Source organism: Campylobacter sp. CH278, assembly GCF_004378845.1.
Lineage (GTDB): Bacteria > Campylobacterota > Campylobacteria > Campylobacterales > Campylobacteraceae > Campylobacter_D > Campylobacter_D jejuni.
On the sequence record NZ_RYXZ01000005.1, the window covers coordinates 20,945 to 39,036 of the forward strand.

Consider the following 18,092-nt stretch of genomic DNA (forward strand, 5'->3'; position numbering starts at 1 on the left):
ATCTTCCCCTTAAAAAGGGGAAAGATTTATTTATTTCTTTGAGCGACAAGTTGTCTTCTCATATAAGCGATTTTACTTTGTAAAGGTAATTCTTTAGGACAATTATCTTCACAAGCAAGCAATGACATACAACCAAAAACACCATCATCATCACCTACTAATTCATAAAAATCTTCTATAGTTCTATGATCGTGCGGATCTTGCAAATATCTAGCTGTTCTTAAAAGTCCTGTAGCAGCTATGAAATTTGGACGCATAAGTTTAGTTGCACAAGAAGCTACGCAAATTCCACACTCTATACAACGATCGAGTTCAAAAGTTTCATCCGCAACTTCTGGCTCAATGCGTTCTTCAAGTTTAGAAATATCAGTTTCTTTTTCATTATGCACCCAGCTTTCAACACGCTTACACATGTCTTCAAACCACTCGCCTGTATTCACACTTAAATCTTTAATGTGTCTAAATGCAGGCATAGGCATAAGCTCTATCACTCCATCAGGATAATCTTTAGTTAAAGTTTTACAAGCAAGTTTTGGCACTCCATTAATCATCATCGCACAAGATCCACAAATCCCTGCACGACAAACAAAGTCAAAACTCAAATCCGCATCCATTTTTTCACGGATTAAAGTCAAACATACAAAAACCGTCATAAAAGGAGTTTCTTCAAGCTCATAAGTCACAAAATGTGGTTTAGAAATTTTGCTTAAAGGATTATATTTAAATGCCTTTATTGTCAATTTTCTACTCATAATCAACTCCTATTCTTTGGTTTGGTGCTTTATATTTAGCTTGTAATTCATAAGGCATTAAAGCGTTTTGAATTTCATAACGACCTTTGCCTTCAGCTTCCATTTTTTCACGGATAGCATCCACTTCAGCTTGGCGTTTTTCACTTAAAGGGTTTTCTATAATATTTCCTTTAGCTCCATATCCACGGAATGCTGGTGGAATTTCCATTTTCATAATATCAAGCTCTTCATATTCTACTCGTGGCAAAGTTTCACCTTCCACCCAAAAAGTATTGGTTCTTTTCATCCAATTTAAATCATCTCTTTTTGGATAATCTTCCCTATAATGCGCCCCACGACTTTCTGTTCTTAAAAGCGCTCCATAAGCTACACAAAGTGCTATTTTTAACATTCTTGGCACTCTATACGCTTCTTCAAGCTCTGGATTTGCACAATCAAGTTCTTTACAATGTACTTTAACATCTTGAGAATCTTTATAAAGTTTTTCAAGTTCATCTACTGCTTCTTTCAAACCTTCACCTGTTCTAAAGATGGCTACCTTATCCCACATGATTTCTTTCATTCTGTTTTTGATTTCAAAAACATTATGCTTACCTTCTTTATCTACTAAAGATTTTAAATATTGATACTCTTTAGTTAAGAAGTCTTTTACTACATTTGTATCAATTACTTCACCATTATTTTTACAATAATCAGCAAAATAATCTCCCACTATCATACCTGCTACAACAGTTTCAGCACATGAATTTCCACCTAAACGATTAAATCCGTGCATATCCCAGCAAGCTGCTTCTCCGCAAGCAAAAAGTCCGTTTAACCATTGACTTTCACCCGTTGGTTTAGTTCTAATTCCACCCATAGAATAATGCTGCATTGGAAGAACTGGCGCCCAACCTTTTGAACCTTCATCTGCTGGATCAATACCATTGAAAGTTTTGCAAATATCTTGTACATCGCGGAGATTTTTTTCCACATGAGCACGACCCAATATAGAAATATCAAGCCATAAATGATCCCCATAAGGGCTTTTTACACCTTTGCCTTTACGAATATGCTCCATCATTCTACGACTTACCACATCACGGCTTGCAAGTTCTTTTTTCTCTGGTTCATAATCAGGCATAAAACGATATCCATCCACATCACGCAAAATTCCACCATCACCACGACAACCTTCAGTAAGCAAAATACCGCTTGGTACAATAGGAGTTGGATGAAATTGCACTGCTTCCATATTTGAAAGTCTGCAAAGCCCTGTTTCAAGAGCGATGGCTGCACCCGTTCCTTCGCAAATTACCGCATTTGTAGTTTGTTTATAAATTCTACCATAGCCCCCTGTTGCTATCATGGTTCCTCTTGCAATATAAGCAATAAGTTGTCCATTAGTTAAATCTCTAGCGATCACACCTAAGCATTTTTTACCATCATGGATAATTCTTACTGCTTCCATTCTATCAATGATTTTTACCTGATGTTTAATAGCTTCATTTGCTACACCATAAAGCATACAATGCCCTGTTGCATCTGCGATATAGCAAGTTCTCCATTTTTTAGTTCCACCAAAATCTCTAGCATTAATAAGCCCGTGCGCTTCTTCTTTTTCTTCAATCACAGTTTTTTGTGCATTGATTACAACAGTTCTTGGACCTTTAGTAACTCTAGTCCAAGGCACACCCCAAGCTGCAAGTTCACGCACTGCTTTTGGTGCAGTTTGAGCAAACATTCTTGCTACTTCTTGATCACAGCCCCAATCACTTCCCTTTACTGTATCTGCAAAGTGAAGATCTTCATTATCACCCTCACCTTTTGCCCCATTTGCTAAACTTGCCTGCATACCTCCTTGCACCGCTGCAGAGTGAGAACGCTTCACTGGACAAATACTTAAAAGTGTTACACTTTGGCCACTCTTTGCTACTTCAATAGCCGCTCTAAGACCTGCTAATCCTCCGCCTATTACTAAAGCATCGCTATATTGTATATTCATAATTTGCTCCATTGTAGTTTTTTATCATCGCAGTAGTTTGGGTTTGATTTTGGTAGTTTTCATAACCTATTTTTATAAATGCTGCAAGACTTAACACACCTAAAACTAGGAAGAAAATACTGATTATCCATTTAGCAGTTTTAAGCTTTTTGCGACTTTCTTTTACATTTTTTCCTTCAAACCAACCCCATTTAACACAAAGTCTATAAAGCCCTATACTTCCATGAAGTTCAACACAGACTAAAAGAACAGCATAAAAAAGCCACATAAAATGACTTACAACCCTATCTCCTGACATATCGCCGCTGATTTTATCTGCATTGGTTACAATAAAAATAAGATGAGCAGAACCTAAGAAAAACATAATAAAACCTGTAAAAGCTTGAACCCACCATAATGAAGTATCGCTGTGATTCATTTTTTTACTATGTGTTCTTAGTATTTGATACTGACGGTAATTAATAGGAAATTTTCTCATTGCAAGTAAAGCATGAACGAAAAAAACCACTAAAACACAGGCGGCTAAAAATGAAGTAAGATAACTCATAACAGGATTATCGTAAACAAATTTTAATTCTAAAAAATGCACTACAGAATTAAAAAAATCCTCACTGACTAAAATTGTAGAAACAAAAAGCATATGCACCCACATAAAAAGACCTAAAAAAAGCCCTGAAGCACTTTGGATAAAGTCTAATTTCGCAGGCATTTTACTTTTTTTGCCCTCAATGCTCTTACCCAAATAACCTTCGATAAGCTCACGCATCTTTACTCCTTTGTAAAAAGAAATTAAAAAAATCCATTTCATTATATTACAAAAGTCTTTAAGATAGATTAAATATTTACTTTTTTAAACTTTATACAAATATAAACTAACAAAGCTGTTATAAACATTATAAAACTTAAAATTTGTCCCATACTCATACCCCATAAAACAAAACCTATACCAAAATCAGGCTCGCGATAAAATTCACATATAAATCTTGCCAATGAATAAGCACCAGCATACACAAGAATCAATTCCCCTTGAAAGCTTTGCTTAAATCTTGCTAAATAAACTATAATAAAAACAACAATACCTTCTAAAAATGCTTCATAAAGTTGCGATGGATGGCGCAATACTCCATCAACATAAATTCCCCAAGGCACATTTGTAATGCGACCAAAAAGCTCTTGATTTAAAAAATTTCCTATACGACCAAAAACATAAGCCAATGGAACACTTAAAGCAACCAAATCAAGAAAAATCCAAGGATTTGTTTTATATTTTTTACAAAACAATAAAGTAGCTATCAAAAATCCTATAATTGCTCCATGATAACTCATACCTCGAATACCTACAAATTCACCATTAATATAAGGATTAAAAATTTGCCAAGGATGAGTAATATAATACATAGTATTTGCATCATAAATCAAAATATATCCAAGCCTTGCACCTAAAATAACCCCTATTTCAACCCATATAAAATAACTATCCAAATGTTTTTCATTAATGTCTAGTTGAAATTTTCTTACAAAAAATTTAGCCAAAAGCAAAGCCAAAAGCAAAGCTATAACATACATAATGCCATACCAATGCACCTTTAAACCAAAGATGCTAAAAGCTATAACATTAAAATTTGAATAAATATGCTGCCAAAATTCCATATATCTTTCCTAATTTTCTTTTATAAAAATATAACAAAAAAACTTTAACTTGCTATAATTAACACAAACACATTAAATAAAGGTAAAAAATGAAAAAATATATTTTACTTGCTAGTAGTATGTTAATTTTAGCAGCTTGTGGGGGTACAAGCAGTAATTTTGTCAATGTTTCTATGCCAAATTTTAAACCCCAAGTTCCAACAAAGGTTGAACCTATTGATTCTGGAGTAAGCATTGCTCTTGAGCCTATTAATATAGAACAAAATAACAATTATTCTGATTATTTTGAAAATTCAGTGATTAAAATTCGCATAGAAAAAGAAATTGATCTTTTAAAACGAAATTTAGAAGAGCAGATCAAAACCATCGCTCAACTAAAAGGCTATAAAATAGTTACTACTAATCCAGACTACACTCTTAAAAGTTCAATCAGTATTTATACGGAAGAAAAAAATGCACAAAAAACAAGCAATTTTATGAGTGGAGATTATGTAAAATCCAATTTAGGTATAAATTTTAAAGGTAAAATAGATTTTATAGATGCACACAATCCACAAAATTCAACCAATCTTTCAAGCAGCACCAAACTGGATTCTTTAGTTGCGCTTAACTATCCTATTAAAAATGATGATGGGGTTAATATGTTTAAAACTACTATCTCCACCGTACCAACTCAACTTAATAAAGGTTTAGAGCAACCTGCTTTTGAAATTGATAAAAGTTTTTTAGCTTTTTATAAAAATACATTAAATACACTTTATAACAATCTTCCAAAAGCAACAGACATAGGCAAAACTATACCTAATACAAACAGTGGTTTTAATAGTTTTGATGGCGATGCCACCTTTGAAGAAAGCTTACCTCAAACAAATTCTAATCAAAATAATACAATTGAAAACACACCTACGCAAAATATTCCTACAAATCCATCTTCAACAAATCAAAATAATCAAAGTAAAAATCAAGATGGGGTGGAAATATTTGAATGATAAAACTTGTGGGAAAATTAAACTTTCTCACACAAAAAATAAGATTTTCTTATACAAGAAAAATAACTATCATTCTACTTTAAAATCAATGCCTGTTGCATTGCATTTTTTATCATCTCTCTTTTATCTCGTATTTCAAAAAAAAGCTCAAAAGCAAAAACTCCTTGCCACAAAAGCATATCAAGTCCATCTTTAATTTTTAAATGATACTCTTTACACAATCTATAAAAAGGTGTTTCTCTGCCATAAATTACCTCAAAAGCAAATTTAGCTTTAGGCAAAATTCTATCTAAAAGCTCTCTATCACAAGGTAAATTTTCATCTTTTAATCCAGCAGAAGTTGAATTTATAACCAAATCAAAGTCAAAATCTTGCAAGTTTTTATAAAGATAAGTTGGATAAGCTAAAAAATCTTTAAATCTTTCTTTACTACGATTAGCTATATACACTTCTACGCCTTTTTGTTTTAATACATAAGCAAGCGCCAAAGCTGTACCTCCAGCACCCAAAATCAAAGCTTTTTTTATATTATCAAAATCCTTAATAGCTTCTAAAAAACCTAAAGCATCAGTATTATAAGCGTAAATTTTATCTTCTTTTAAGCATAAAGTATTTGCAGAGCCAATATTTCTAGCAAAATCATCCTTCACATCAGCAATATCTAAAGCTTTTTCCTTAAAAGGCAAAGTAATATTAGCTCCACTAAGTCCTAATTTAAAAAAATCTTCTCTTAAACAGTTAGCATTTCTTAAATGATAGCATGTATAAATGCTATCAAGTCCTAAGGCTTTGATGGCATTATTATGCATTCTAGGCGATTTAGAGTGAGAAATAGGATCGCCTATAACTGCTAAAAATTTCATTTTAAAGTAAAAGAAAAAGCATCTTTTGCAATATCCTTACGGATTTTAGCAAGTTCTGCTGCAATATCTGCTTTTTCAAATGGTCCTATTAAAACCTTGGTAATTTCTTTACCTCCAACTGTAGTTTTATAAAGTTTATAATCATAACCTTTCTGTTTTACAGAAGCAAGTTCTTTTGATTTTTGATCCAAATTACTTACTGAGAAAATTTGCACATAAATACCCGATGCTAAACCACTTGGATGTACAGGTTTAGCATCAACATTTTTAAATAAATCATTTGCATTTTGTTCTTTTTTAGGGGTTTGTTTTGCACTTTCTTTTTCTTTTTTTACAGCTGTTTGTTTTTTTGCTTCTTCTTTAGGTTTTGCAGTTTGTGTTACTTCTTGTTTAGGAGTACTTGCTTGTGGAGTGGTATTTTCTGAAGCAGTTGCTGTTGGTTCTGCTGGAACTTCTTGATCAGGCATAGCAAAATTTGTAGTATCATTGTTATTTGAACTAGAGGTTGTTGTATTTTGAGTTGTATTTTGTTCATCTTGAAATTGTTTTCTTAATGCCTCAAATTGATCTTCTGCTGAAGTATTATCTGTAATTGGCATACTTTCAAAAGAAGTATCATTGTTATTGTCTTGAGTTGCTATAGGTTCACTTGGCAATACACTTTGATTTTGCGTATTTTCATCACCACTACCATTAATAAGCTTCATAACTATCATAATAGCTAAAAACAAAATAACTAAAGCAATAACTCGTAAAAGAATTTTTTTTACTTTTTCACTTTTATTACTTTTTTCTAAAATAATATCATCAAATTCATTTTTTTGATTTTCCATAATTTGTCCTTTCTTACATATGCTTAGACCAAGAACTTCCTCGTTCTTTTTGATAAACCTCATAAGGCAATATTAAAATATTAAATTCCCTAGGTACATCCATACTAGGAAACACCTTCCATTCTACTGGCATTTTACTTGCAAACATCATTGAAAGTTTAGACGCTAAAGAATAACCTTCGTTTAACGCCGTATGTCCTTTGTGAATATAAAGATGTAAATGTCCTGGAGTTTTAGTTTTATAGGCTGTGAAATTTATAAAACCTTCTTCTCTTAAAATAAGTTGTGCACGGTGATAAAATCTTTCAGCATTAAAACCATTATAATCAAAGACAATATTTTCTACTTTATTATCTTTTGTTATTAAATCATGAGCGACAACAATTTTTTTAGCAGCGTGTTCTCTCATGACATTTAAATTTAAAGGAGCATCAACTCTTTCAAATTTATCAAAAAATAAGCGACCTCTATGTGTAATTTTATTTACAATTTTATCGCGTCTTATATAATAATGATCGCCAATTATTTTAATTAGCGACATATCCATTGGTGAAATCAAAACATAGCCCTTTCATAAATAATAAAACTACTTGCAAGTTTTTTTAATTCTTGTTTAATATTCTCTTGTAATTTTTCATTATTAATATCATCTAAAATATCTGCAATATAATTTGACACAATTTCCATTTCTTTTTCTTTAAAACCTCTGGCAGTAAGGGCTGGAGTTCCAAGTCTTAATCCACTTGTGATAAAAGGACTTCTAATCTCTCCTGGAACGGTATTTTTATTTGCAGTAATACCTGCATTTCCAAGAGCTAAATCTGCATCTTTTCCACTAAATTCACGATCTAAAAAACTCATTAAAACAAGGTGATTATCCGTTCCATCGCTAACAAGTTTAAATTTTCTATCCATTAAAACATTAGCTAAAACTTGAGCATTGGTTCTTACTTGTTTTGCATAAACTTTCCACTCATCGCTAAGATTAAATTTAAATCCTACTGCTTTTGCAGCAATTACATGCATCAAAGGACCACCTTGAATACCTGGAAAAATGGCAGAATTAATTTTTTTAGCAAGCTCTTCATCATTTGTCATAATAATACCACCTCTTGGGCCACGCAAAGTTTTATGCGTAGTTGAACTTACTACATGAGCGTGTGGAAAAGGACTTGGATGTTCGCCTGCTACAACAAGACCTGCAATATGTGCTATATCAGCAAAAAGATAGGCGCCTACTTCATCAGCGATTTCTCTAAATTTAACAAAATCAATCACTCTTGCATAAGCACTAGCTCCACAAACTATAAGTTTTGGTTTTTCTTTTTTAGCAATTTCTCTTACTTTTTCATAATCAATTCTTCCATCAAGTTCTACGCCGTAAAAACAACTTTCGTACATTTTACCTGAAGAACTTACTTTTGCACCATGAGTCAAATGTCCACCATGGCTTAAATCCATTCCTAAAATTTTATCACCTGGATTAATCAAAGCCACATAAACACCTTGATTAGCTTGAGAACCTGAATTAGGCTGAACATTAGCAAATTTACAATTAAAAAGTTTTTTACATCTTTCAATAGCTAAAGTTTCAATCTCATCAACAAATTCGCAACCACCATAGTATCTTTTACCTGGATAACCCTCTGCGTATTTGTTTGTCAAAATACTTCCCATAACTTCCATTACTTCAGGTAAAGTGAAATTTTCACTCGCTATCATTTCAAGACCTTCACACTGACGCTCTAACTCTTTGTTTGTCAAATCAAAAATTTCTTTATCAAACATTTCTAAACTCATTCTTTCTCCTTTAGTTCTGATTTTAATGGACGCATTGCAGGAAACAATATCACATCTCGAATAGATTTTTTATTTGTCAAAAGCATAACAAGTCTATCTATGCCTATACCTTGCCCTGCCGTTGGAGGCATTCCATAACCCAAAGCATTTACAAAATCTTCATCCATTTCACAAGCCTCTTCATCGCCTGCATTTTTAGCTTCAATTTGTTTTAAAAATCTCTCATATTGATCAAGCGGATCATTAAGCTCATTAAAACCATTTGCCAATTCTCTTCCGCAAATAAACAGCTCAAATCTCTCAGCAATCTGAGAATCCTCATCACTACGTCTTGATAAAGGACTTATGGAAATAGGAAAATCGATCACAAAAGTAGGATTGATCAATTTTTCTTCCACATAATTATCAAAAAGTTCAGCTTGTAAATGTCCAAGTTCAAGCTTTTCATTCGCTTCAAAACCATCAGCTTTTAATTTAGTAAGAATTTTTTCCTTATCTTCGATTAAATCCCCATCTAAACCACCATATTTACAAAGTGCATCTTTATAGGTTATTCTTTCAAAAGGTTTGGAAAAATCTATCATTTTTCCATCAAATTCTATTGTTTTTCCCAAATTAAGCTTATCTAAAAGTAAAGCAAAAAGTTCTTCAGTTAAATCCATTAAATCTTTATAATTATGATAAGCCCAATAAAATTCTATAGTTGTAAATTCGGGATTATGGGTTAAATCCATACCTTCATTTCTAAAACAACGATTGATTTCAAAAACTGCCTCAAAACCACCCACTACAAGTCTTTTAAGATAAAGTTCTGGAGCAATTCTTAAAAATCTTTCTACGCCTAAAGAATTGTGAAAAGTTACAAAAGGCTTAGCATTTGCTCCACCTGCAATCGGATGCATCATAGGAGTTTCTACTTCTAAAAAGCCTTTATTTTCAAAAAAATGACGAATCAAACTCACCACTTTAGAACGCACTAAAAAATCTTTTCTAACTTCTGCATTCATTATCATATCAACATAACGTTTACGATATCTTTGTTCAATATCTGTTAATCCATGATATTTTTCAGGTAAAGGAACAATAGCTTTTGTAGCGAGTTTTACTTCACTTGCATGCAAACTAAACTCACCTGTTTTAGTTACAAAAGGAAAACCTTTAACCAAAACAATATCACCTACTTCTAAATTCTTTTTCAAAATCGCATAAAGTTCTTCACCTACGCTATCTTTACTAAAATAAATTTGTAAATTTGTATCCTCATCTTCAATGTTTGCAAAAATCGATTTCCCAGCTATACGCAAAAGTTTCAAACGTCCTGCAACAACAGCATTGATACTTTCATCTCTTTTTTCAACTTGCTCTAAAATATAAGAAAATTTATCCTTAAAAGTCTTTAAAGACATTTCTTTTTCTAAAAAATGAGGATAAGGATTGATCCCTAAATTTTTTAATTCCTTAGCTTTTTCTATTCTTTGCTGCTCTAAAATATTATCAAACATTTATATTTTTACCTTTGCTTTTTGATTATTACAATCACCACAAACACCATAAAGCTGCATCAAATGCCCTGTAAGTTTAAAACCATGTTCTTTTGCAATCAAGGCTTGCTGTCTTTCTATAATAGGATTTTCAAACTCTATAATTTTTCCGCAATTTTTACATATCATATGATCATGGTGAGGTTTATTGGCAAGCTCGTATTTTTTACCTGCTGAACCAAAAGAAATGGAAGTTACCATTTCTGCTTCTTCAAGCAAATTTAAAGTACGATAAACAGTTGCAATTCCCACATTTAAATCAGGTTCAGCTTGTTTGATTTCCATATATAAACTTTCGGGTGTGTAATGAGTATCACTGTGATAAAGAGTTTTTAAAAGTACTTCTCTTTGCTTGGTATATTTAAGTCCGCCTTGTCTTAATATTTTTTTAAATCTCTCAAGTAAAACATCATATTCCACATTTTCTATCAGCATATCACTCCCCTTTTTGAGTATTGTTTAAATCACTTACAATATCTTGCAACTTTTCACTAGCATGATCTAGACTATTTTCTGTTAAAGGTTGATTCATAATAAAAGATCCAGTTTCTTTAAGCAAATTCAAAGTATAGCTATTTTTAGCAAAATTATCTAATTTATCATTTAAAAAATCGATTCTTGCTACACAAAAAACCAAAATTGCAAAAATTAAAAAAATTTTTGCTCCGCCAAATATAAAGCCACCAATACGATCTAAAAAACCTAGGCCACTTAATTTGATCAACTTAGAAAGAAAATTACCCACCAATAAACAAACTATCCAAAAAATAATTAATATGGCCAAAAATCCAGCAAATCCAGCTAAGCTTTGATTTTCTATCTTATAAAAAGTACTTTGTATAAATTCAGCTGCTTGAGTTGCATATTTTGAAGCAATAAAAACACCACCAATAATACCCAAAAGCCCAAAAATTTCTTTTATCAAACCATTGATAATACCCTTAAGCCCTAAAAGCAAGGTAAATCCTAAAATAAAAGCATCAAACCAATAAAAATTCATTTCAATCACTCTCTGATTTTTTTGTTTTAAATTTATTCTACAAATAAGCACTAAATGCTAAGTTAATCATTCTATGATTTTAGGAACAACAAAAAAATGTTCTTGTTTTTTTGGAGCACAATCCAAAACCTCATCAATAACATTGCTATTTCTTATCTCATCAATCCTCAAAGGAGCTCCACCTTTTATAGTACTCACAGTAATCTCTTGGGAATCTAAATCAAGTTCGTTTAATTTTTCAACAAAATTCACAATTTCACTTAACTGTACAATGGTTTCATTTCTGTTTTTTGTTATTTGTAAAGCACTTAATTTTTCAAGCTTGCTTAATAATTTCTCATCTATTTGCATTTCTTAAACCTTAATAAAAAAGTTAAAATTTTGAAAATTATATCATAAAAAGCTTTAAATTGTTTAGGATATTTTGCAATTTATATGATACAATACCATAATTTTTCTATACAAAAATAAAAATATTTTTTCAAGGATAAATTTTGGGACTAAAAGATAATTTAAAAGCTGTTAAAAATGAACTTAACACAGAAGAACAATTTATAGAAAATTTTATCAAAGGAGAGAGATTTATACGCAAGTATAAATTTTATATATCTGCTGTTGTGATAATTTTAGTTGCTTGGTTTGCTGGAAATTTTATAATCTCAAAAATAAACGATTATAAAACAAAAGAAGCAAATGAAATTTATGCCAATCTAATACAAGATCCTAGCAATAAAAATCTTTTAGAACAACTTAAAAATAAAAATACTAATCTTTACGCTATCTTTTTACTAAAAGAAAATATTAATGATTTTAATAATACAACTCTCCAAAATGAACTAAAACAAATTTATAATAATGCTCAAACAAACACTTTACTTAAAAATATTATTGCATTATCTTTAGGGGATAAATCGATATTTTTAAAAAATTATGATAAATTATTAGAAGCTTACAAACTTTTAGAGCAAAATAAAATCGAAGAAGCTAATGTTTTACTTTCTCAGATAAAAGAAAATTCAAGTTTAAATCAAATAGCTAAAAACCTCAAACATTATCAAGGCATTACACAATGAAAAAAATATTTTTAACACTATTTTGTTTAATATTTCTATGTGCTTGTGGCACCAAAAGACAATATTTTGAACCAAAACAAACCGATGGAGATTTAAGTCATAATAGCAATTTAAAAAGTAAAATCGTTGATTGGAATCTAGTTTCTGCAAAACTTAGCAATAATACAGCTATCTTAAAAAATAATATCTCCATAGACAAGTTTAAACTTCCTAAAAATTATATGCTTCTAGCTTATCAAGATGGGGAATATTTTACTGCAGATAACAATGGAAATTTAAAAATTTTTGACAATTCTTATAATGAAATTTATAATTTTCAATTTGACGCTAGTGTTGTAGGAGTAGCTTCTAATGGAGATGATTTAGCCCTTGTACTTGCAAACAATACCATAGTTCTTGCAAATCGTTCTTTGGGTATTAAATTCAGTCAAACCCTAACCTCAGCTCCAGCCCAAGACAGTCGTACCGCTAATCCTATATTTTTAGACAATATCATCGTTTATCCAACACTAGATGGTAAAATTTTAATTCTTTCAAGAAACAATCTTCAAATCATTAAAGATGTGGTTATTTCAGCAGAAAATTTTTTCAACAATGTAATCCATCTAAGTGTAATCGGAGATAAACTTATAGCAGCAACAGCTAAAAAAATCATTGTTGTAAGCCCTGCTAGAACTCTTTATCTTGACGCTGACATAAAAGATGTTGCACTTAGCGATGATGGTATTTTTATACTAGAAAAAGATGGCACTATTATTAAAACTGATTATAACTTAAGAAAAATTGCGGAAAAAAAATTTGAATTTGCTATTTTTGTAAAAAGCAATATATACAATAATTATTTATATATTTTTGAAAAAACAGGCTATCTTATCAAAATGAATCTAAATTTAGATAATGCACAAGTATTTAAACTTTCAGAAGCTGTTGATAAAATTTCTTTCATGGGAAATGGTAAATTTTACTACGGAGATAAAATTTTAGATTTGCTATGATAAAAATTTTAGAACAAACAATAAAGGCTTTAAAATTAAATTTAAAGCCCTATGACTTAAGTATGTTGACTAGAAAAAAAAGTTATATTTGTGCTAAAGATCAAAATAACATTCTTTTTATGTATACAGGAAAAACAAAATTTTTAATGAAAGATGCCTTATTTTTAGAAAATCTAGCACAGCAAATTAACATAAATAACAAATATTTTTTTAGCATGGCTTCTCTTTGCTCTAAAGCAAAAAATCATCTAGAAATGAAAGGATTTAATATCTATGCTACTCTGTGATATTGGGAATTCAAATGCTAATTTCCTAGATGATAACAAATATTTTACTCTTAGTATAGATCAGTTTTTAGAATTTAAAAATGAACAAAAAATTTTTTATATCAATGTCAATGAACATCTCAAAGAACATTTAAAAAATCAAAAAAATTTTATCAATCTTGAACCTTATTTTTTATTTGATACAATTTATCAAGTATTAGGAATCGATCGCATAGCAGCTTGTTATACTATTGAAGATGGAGTTGTTGTAGATGCAGGTAGTGCTATTACAATTGATATTATTTCTAATTCTATACATCTTGGTGGTTTTATCTTGCCAGGTATTGCAAATTATAAAAAAATTTATAGCCATATTTCACCACGATTAAAAAGTGAATTTAACACTCAAGTTAGTCTTGATGCATTCCCACAAAAAACCATGGATGCTTTAAGTTATGGTGTTTTTAAAGGAATTTACCTACTGATAAAAGATGCCGCTCAAAATAAAAAGCTTTATTTCACTGGTGGAGATGGGCAATTTTTAGCAAATTATTTCGATCACGCAATTTATGATAAACTTTTAATCTTTCGAGGAATGAAAAAGATTATAAAAGAAAATCCTAATTTACTTTATTAAAAATGTTACAAAAATTCTCATTGATATCAAACCTTAATGAAATTTAACTTTTTGTAAAACAAATTCAATTAAACTTCTATTTAGAAAAAAGTTTATTAAAATAAAAAAAGGAAAAACAATGAGCCAACAAGAATTTGATGTGCTTGTCATCGGAGCTGGAATTTCAGGAGCAGCATTATTTTACGAGCTTGCAAGATATACAAATATTAAAAATATTGCTTTGATAGAAAAATATAATACAGCTGCAACATTAAATTCTAAGGGAACGAGTAATTCTCAAACCATTCATTGTGGAGATATTGAAACCAATTATACTTTAGAAAAAGCGCGAAAAGTAAAAAGAACAGCTGATATGATAGTTAAATATGGACTCATGCAAAATGCGCAAAATAATTTCATGTTTTCTCATCAAAAAATAGCTCTAGCTGTTGGAGATATAGAATGTGATTATATGAAAAAACGCTATGAAGAATTTAAAGAACTTTATCCTTATATAAAATTTTTCGATAAAGCAAAAATCAAACAAATTGAACCCAAGGTTGTTTTAGGAGAAGATTGCAATCAAGATAGACCTGAAAATATCTGTGCCATGGGTGTTGAAAGCGGCGAGGTTTTTACAACTGTAGATTTTGGGAAAATGAGTATAAATCTAATAGAACAAGCCCAAAAACAAAATAAAAATACTTTCGTTGCTTTTAATCAAGAAATTATTCACATAGAAAAAAAGGATGATATTTTTATATTAAAAACCTCAAATCATCAAGAATACCATGCCAAAAGCGTAGTTGTCAATGCTGGAGCGCACTCTTTATATTTAGCACATAAAATGAACTTAGGTATGGATAAGTCTTGTTGGCCTGTTGCAGGAAGTTTTTATTTAACCAAACAAAAACTTTTAAATGGTAAGGTTTATATGGTGCAAAATCCTAAACTTCCATTTGCAGCTCTTCATGGAGATCCTGATTTACTTGCTGATATGAACACTCGCTTTGGACCTACCGCACTTGTTATTCCAAAACTAGAACGTTATCATGGTCTAAAATCAGTTCCAGAATTTTTTGAAGCGCTAAAACTTGATAAAACTGTTTTAAAAGTAACTTTTAATATGTTTAAAGATGCAACAATTAGAAATTACATCTTTTATAATTATCTTTTTGAACTACCTTTTGTTGATAAAAGCTTATTTGTTAAAGATGCCAAAAAAATAGTCCCAAGTCTTAAAGCAAGCGATATTTATTATGCGAAAGGTTTTGGAGGCGTAAGACCGCAAGTTATTGATAAAACTAAAGGAGAATTAATGCTAGGTGAAGCAAGCATCACAGAAACCCCTGGTATTATTTTCAATATGACTCCAAGTCCTGGAGCAACAAGTTGTTTAGGAAATGCTGAAAGAGATGCAAAGCTTGTGTGTAATTACCTAGGAATGGAATTTAACGAAGATAAATTTTCTTCAGAATTATTGTAATCATTTTGTTTCTATTTTTAGCTACAATAATTTCAAAAGGAGTTTACCATGCTTAAAAAAACAAAAATTGTAGCCACAGTAGGTCCAGCAAGTGAAAAGGAAGAAATTCTACGCCAAATGATTATCAATGGTGTAAATGTTTTCCGTTTAAACTTTTCTCATGGAACACATGAGTATCATAAAAAAAACTTAGATACCATAAGAAGAGTAGCTAAAGAATTGCATACTCGTATTGGAATTTTACAAGACATTAGTGGTCCTAAAATTCGTACAGGCGAACTTAAAGAACCATTTGAATTAAAAAAGGGTGATAGACTTGATTTTTATCGTGAAACAATTTTAGGGGAGAAGATTGCTCAAAATCATTATAAAATCAGCATCAATCAAAAATCCATTTTAGATATGTTAAAAATTGATGAATATATTTATCTATATGATGGATCAATTCGTGCTAAAGTAGTAAGCATAGATAATCAAAAAATTGAAACCATTATAGAAAATGATGGTTTTTTAAACTCAAATAAAGGTATTAATTTTCCGAATACTAAAATCAATATTGATGTTATTACACAAAAAGATAAAAATGATTTACTTTGGGGTATAAAAAATGAAGTAGATTTTTTAGCAATATCTTTCGTACAAAATGCACACGATATTGATGAAGTTCGTGAAATTTTAGCACAAAATAACGCAAAAATATCTATTTTTGCAAAAATTGAAAAATTTGATGCAGTAGAAAATATTGATGAGATTATTAAATCTAGCGATGGTATAATGGTTGCAAGAGGAGACTTAGGTATTGAGGTACCTTATTATAAAGTTCCTAATATCCAAAAAGAAATTATACAAAAAGCAAACAATGCCTCTAAGCCTGTTATTACTGCAACTCAGATGCTTTTTTCATTAGCCAAAAGCAAAACCGCCACAAGAGCTGAAATTTCAGATGTTGCAAATGCTGTTTTAGATGGAACAGATGCAGTAATGCTAAGTGAAGAAAGCGCCGTTGGTATAGATCCTGCAAACGCTGTTGATATAATGTGCCAAACTATAATAGAAACAGAAAAACGCTATCCATATAACAAATTTAATGATTTTAATGATTTAGACAATACAGATAAAATCATGCGTTCTTCAGCTCATCTTGCAACAGATCTTAACGCTGATGCTATTTTTTCTTTAACAAGTAGCGGAAAATCTGCTATTAAGATTGCAAGATATCGTCCAAATATAGAAATCATAGCAGTAGGGCATTCTGAAAAAACCTTAAACTCTTTAAGTATAGTTTGGGGAGTTAATCCTGCGATCTTGGTTAACAAAAGTAATGAACTTACAGAATTATTAAAAGACTCTGTAAGATCAAGTGTTGAAAAAGGTTTTATGGATGAAGACAAATGCTATCTTCTAACTGCAGGCTTTCCAACAGGAGTAGAAGGTACTAGCAATCTTATCCGCATTCTCAATAAAGAGCAAATTGCTTATTATCTACAATAAAACATTAAATTCCTTTGAAAATAAGGAATTTAATGTCCTTATAAATTTTTTAAGTCAAAAGTCGATATAAATTAAAGCCTCACACAAAGGAGCAAATATGCAAGTGAATACTTTTTCAAATATCGCTAGCATGGCACAAACACAAGTTAGCAATAAGAAGGCAGATGATGCTAAGGAAAACACAAAAGACAAAAATGTTCAAAGTGCTAATTCTAGCAAGGATGTAGATAAAAATACCCTTGAAAAATTAAATGCACTTGGTGGAAAGGGCATTACACAAATTTACCTAGTTCAGTTTCAACAGCAAACAATGAATGCTGTAATAGGTTCGAGCAATGCCCAAACTGGACTAGATAGTCTTTTAAATGGTGCCAATTTAGATACTGCGAAATCTATACTTACAAATATTGATTTTGCATCCTTAGGCTACAGTGGCAAAAATCCACTTGATATGAATACAGATGAACTTCAACAACTTGTAAGTGAAGATGGTTTTTTTGGAGTGGAAAATACAGCCAATCGCATCGCGGATTTTGTTATTAAAGGCGGTGGCGACGATGTTGAAAAATTGAAAAAAGGTCTTGAAGGTATGAAAAAAGGATTTGAGCAAGCAGAAAAAATGTGGGGTGGAGAACTTCCTCAAATCAGTCAAGATACAATAGATGCGGCACTTAAAAAAGTTAGCGATCGCATTGATGAACTAGGCGGAAAAACTCTAGATCTTCAAGCTTAACTAAAAATGCTTAGAAATTT

Annotated in this window: 20 protein-coding genes; 8 read left to right on the forward strand and 12 right to left on the reverse strand. The window is 30.9% G+C overall.

Features of this window, described 5'->3' with window-relative positions:
• Positions 1 to 26 precede the first annotated feature (26 nt).
• The 4 genes from ELQ04_RS05120 to lgt all read right to left on the reverse strand — a co-directional run bounded on the left by ELQ04_RS05120 (position 27) and on the right by lgt (position 4,386).
• Positions 27 to 752 (reverse strand): fumarate reductase iron-sulfur subunit, encoded by a 726-nt coding sequence (locus ELQ04_RS05120; protein WP_002938180.1) that lies wholly within the window; start codon positions 750 to 752, stop codon positions 27 to 29.
• The gene (locus tag ELQ04_RS05125; RefSeq protein WP_002938179.1) at positions 745 to 2,736 is read right to left on the reverse strand and encodes a fumarate reductase flavoprotein subunit; all 1,992 of its coding nucleotides are present in this window, start codon (positions 2,734 to 2,736) and stop codon (positions 745 to 747) included. The genes ELQ04_RS05120 and ELQ04_RS05125 overlap by 8 nt, the downstream gene beginning before the upstream one ends.
• A complete protein-coding gene (locus ELQ04_RS05130; RefSeq protein WP_002854660.1) occupies positions 2,720 to 3,502 on the reverse strand; it encodes a fumarate reductase cytochrome b subunit in 783 nt (260 codons plus the stop codon). The genes ELQ04_RS05125 and ELQ04_RS05130 overlap by 17 nt, the downstream gene beginning before the upstream one ends.
• Positions 3,503 to 3,570: 68 nt before the next feature.
• Positions 3,571 to 4,386 carry a prolipoprotein diacylglyceryl transferase gene (gene lgt / locus ELQ04_RS05135; RefSeq protein ID WP_002854600.1) on the reverse strand — a complete coding sequence of 272 codons (816 nt, stop codon included), beginning with the start codon at positions 4,384 to 4,386 and terminating at the stop codon, positions 3,571 to 3,573.
• An 89-nt stretch (positions 4,387 to 4,475) separates the two neighbouring features.
• Between lgt and ELQ04_RS05140 the strand changes: the two genes are divergently transcribed.
• Complete coding sequence (locus ELQ04_RS05140) at positions 4,476 to 5,375, forward strand: membrane lipoprotein lipid attachment site-containing protein (protein ID WP_002938175.1); 900 nt, start codon at positions 4,476 to 4,478, stop codon at positions 5,373 to 5,375.
• A 74-nt stretch (positions 5,376 to 5,449) separates the two neighbouring features.
• On the opposite strand, the gene ELQ04_RS05145 is transcribed toward ELQ04_RS05140, so the two are convergent.
• From ELQ04_RS05145 to gatC, 8 genes are all read right to left on the reverse strand, one after another.
• Complete coding sequence (locus ELQ04_RS05145) at positions 5,450 to 6,238, reverse strand: shikimate dehydrogenase (protein WP_044778134.1); 789 nt, start codon at positions 6,236 to 6,238, stop codon at positions 5,450 to 5,452.
• Positions 6,235 to 7,071, reverse strand: coding sequence for an SPOR domain-containing protein (locus tag ELQ04_RS05150; RefSeq protein ID WP_002895449.1), 837 nt, complete (start codon positions 7,069 to 7,071; stop codon positions 6,235 to 6,237). The genes ELQ04_RS05145 and ELQ04_RS05150 overlap by 4 nt, the downstream gene beginning before the upstream one ends.
• A 13-nt stretch (positions 7,072 to 7,084) precedes the next feature.
• A complete protein-coding gene (locus ELQ04_RS05155) occupies positions 7,085 to 7,630 on the reverse strand; it encodes a DUF1882 domain-containing protein (RefSeq protein ID WP_002859481.1) in 546 nt (181 codons plus the stop codon).
• On the reverse strand, positions 7,627 to 8,871 hold the full coding sequence (locus ELQ04_RS05160; RefSeq protein ID WP_044778135.1) for a serine hydroxymethyltransferase: 1,245 nt from the start codon (positions 8,869 to 8,871) through the stop codon (positions 7,627 to 7,629). Before ELQ04_RS05160 ends, ELQ04_RS05155 begins: the two co-directional genes overlap by 4 nt.
• Positions 8,868 to 10,373, reverse strand: coding sequence for a lysine--tRNA ligase (gene lysS, locus ELQ04_RS05165; RefSeq protein ID WP_044778136.1), 1,506 nt, complete (start codon positions 10,371 to 10,373; stop codon positions 8,868 to 8,870). Before lysS ends, ELQ04_RS05160 begins: the two co-directional genes overlap by 4 nt.
• A complete protein-coding gene (locus ELQ04_RS05170; protein WP_002854230.1) occupies positions 10,374 to 10,847 on the reverse strand; it encodes a Fur family transcriptional regulator in 474 nt (157 codons plus the stop codon).
• 1 nt (position 10,848) lies between these two features.
• Entirely contained in the window at positions 10,849 to 11,412 is a 564-nt protein-coding gene (locus ELQ04_RS05175) for a CvpA family protein (protein WP_002882168.1), read from the reverse strand.
• Positions 11,413 to 11,478: 66 nt separating this feature from the next.
• Positions 11,479 to 11,763, reverse strand: a complete 285-nt coding sequence (gene gatC / locus ELQ04_RS05180) for an Asp-tRNA(Asn)/Glu-tRNA(Gln) amidotransferase subunit GatC (protein WP_002854550.1) — start codon at positions 11,761 to 11,763, stop codon at positions 11,479 to 11,481.
• Positions 11,764 to 11,906: 143 nt separating this feature from the next.
• Between gatC and ELQ04_RS05185 the strand changes: the two genes are divergently transcribed.
• From ELQ04_RS05185 to ELQ04_RS05215, 7 genes are all read left to right on the forward strand, one after another.
• Positions 11,907 to 12,485, forward strand: a complete 579-nt coding sequence (locus ELQ04_RS05185) for a hypothetical protein (RefSeq protein ID WP_002851102.1) — start codon at positions 11,907 to 11,909, stop codon at positions 12,483 to 12,485.
• Positions 12,482 to 13,480: a hypothetical protein gene (locus tag ELQ04_RS05190; RefSeq protein ID WP_002861152.1), complete on the forward strand. Its 999-nt coding sequence runs from the start codon at positions 12,482 to 12,484 to the stop codon at positions 13,478 to 13,480. The genes ELQ04_RS05185 and ELQ04_RS05190 overlap by 4 nt, the downstream gene beginning before the upstream one ends.
• The gene (locus tag ELQ04_RS05195) at positions 13,477 to 13,767 is read left to right on the forward strand and encodes a hypothetical protein (protein WP_002938172.1); all 291 of its coding nucleotides are present in this window, start codon (positions 13,477 to 13,479) and stop codon (positions 13,765 to 13,767) included. The genes ELQ04_RS05190 and ELQ04_RS05195 overlap by 4 nt, the downstream gene beginning before the upstream one ends.
• Positions 13,754 to 14,383, forward strand: a complete 630-nt coding sequence (locus ELQ04_RS05200; protein WP_002938170.1) for a type III pantothenate kinase — start codon at positions 13,754 to 13,756, stop codon at positions 14,381 to 14,383. Before ELQ04_RS05195 ends, ELQ04_RS05200 begins: the two co-directional genes overlap by 14 nt.
• Positions 14,384 to 14,501: 118 nt before the next feature.
• Positions 14,502 to 15,848: an FAD-dependent oxidoreductase gene (locus ELQ04_RS05205; protein ID WP_002938166.1), complete on the forward strand. Its 1,347-nt coding sequence runs from the start codon at positions 14,502 to 14,504 to the stop codon at positions 15,846 to 15,848.
• 48 nt (positions 15,849 to 15,896) lie between these two features.
• Entirely contained in the window at positions 15,897 to 17,339 is a 1,443-nt protein-coding gene (gene pyk / locus ELQ04_RS05210) for a pyruvate kinase (RefSeq protein ID WP_002865887.1), read from the forward strand.
• A gap of 97 nt (positions 17,340 to 17,436) precedes the next feature.
• Complete coding sequence (locus tag ELQ04_RS05215) at positions 17,437 to 18,072, forward strand: hypothetical protein (RefSeq protein WP_002860276.1); 636 nt, start codon at positions 17,437 to 17,439, stop codon at positions 18,070 to 18,072.
• The last annotated feature ends 20 nt before the right edge of the window (positions 18,073 to 18,092 follow it).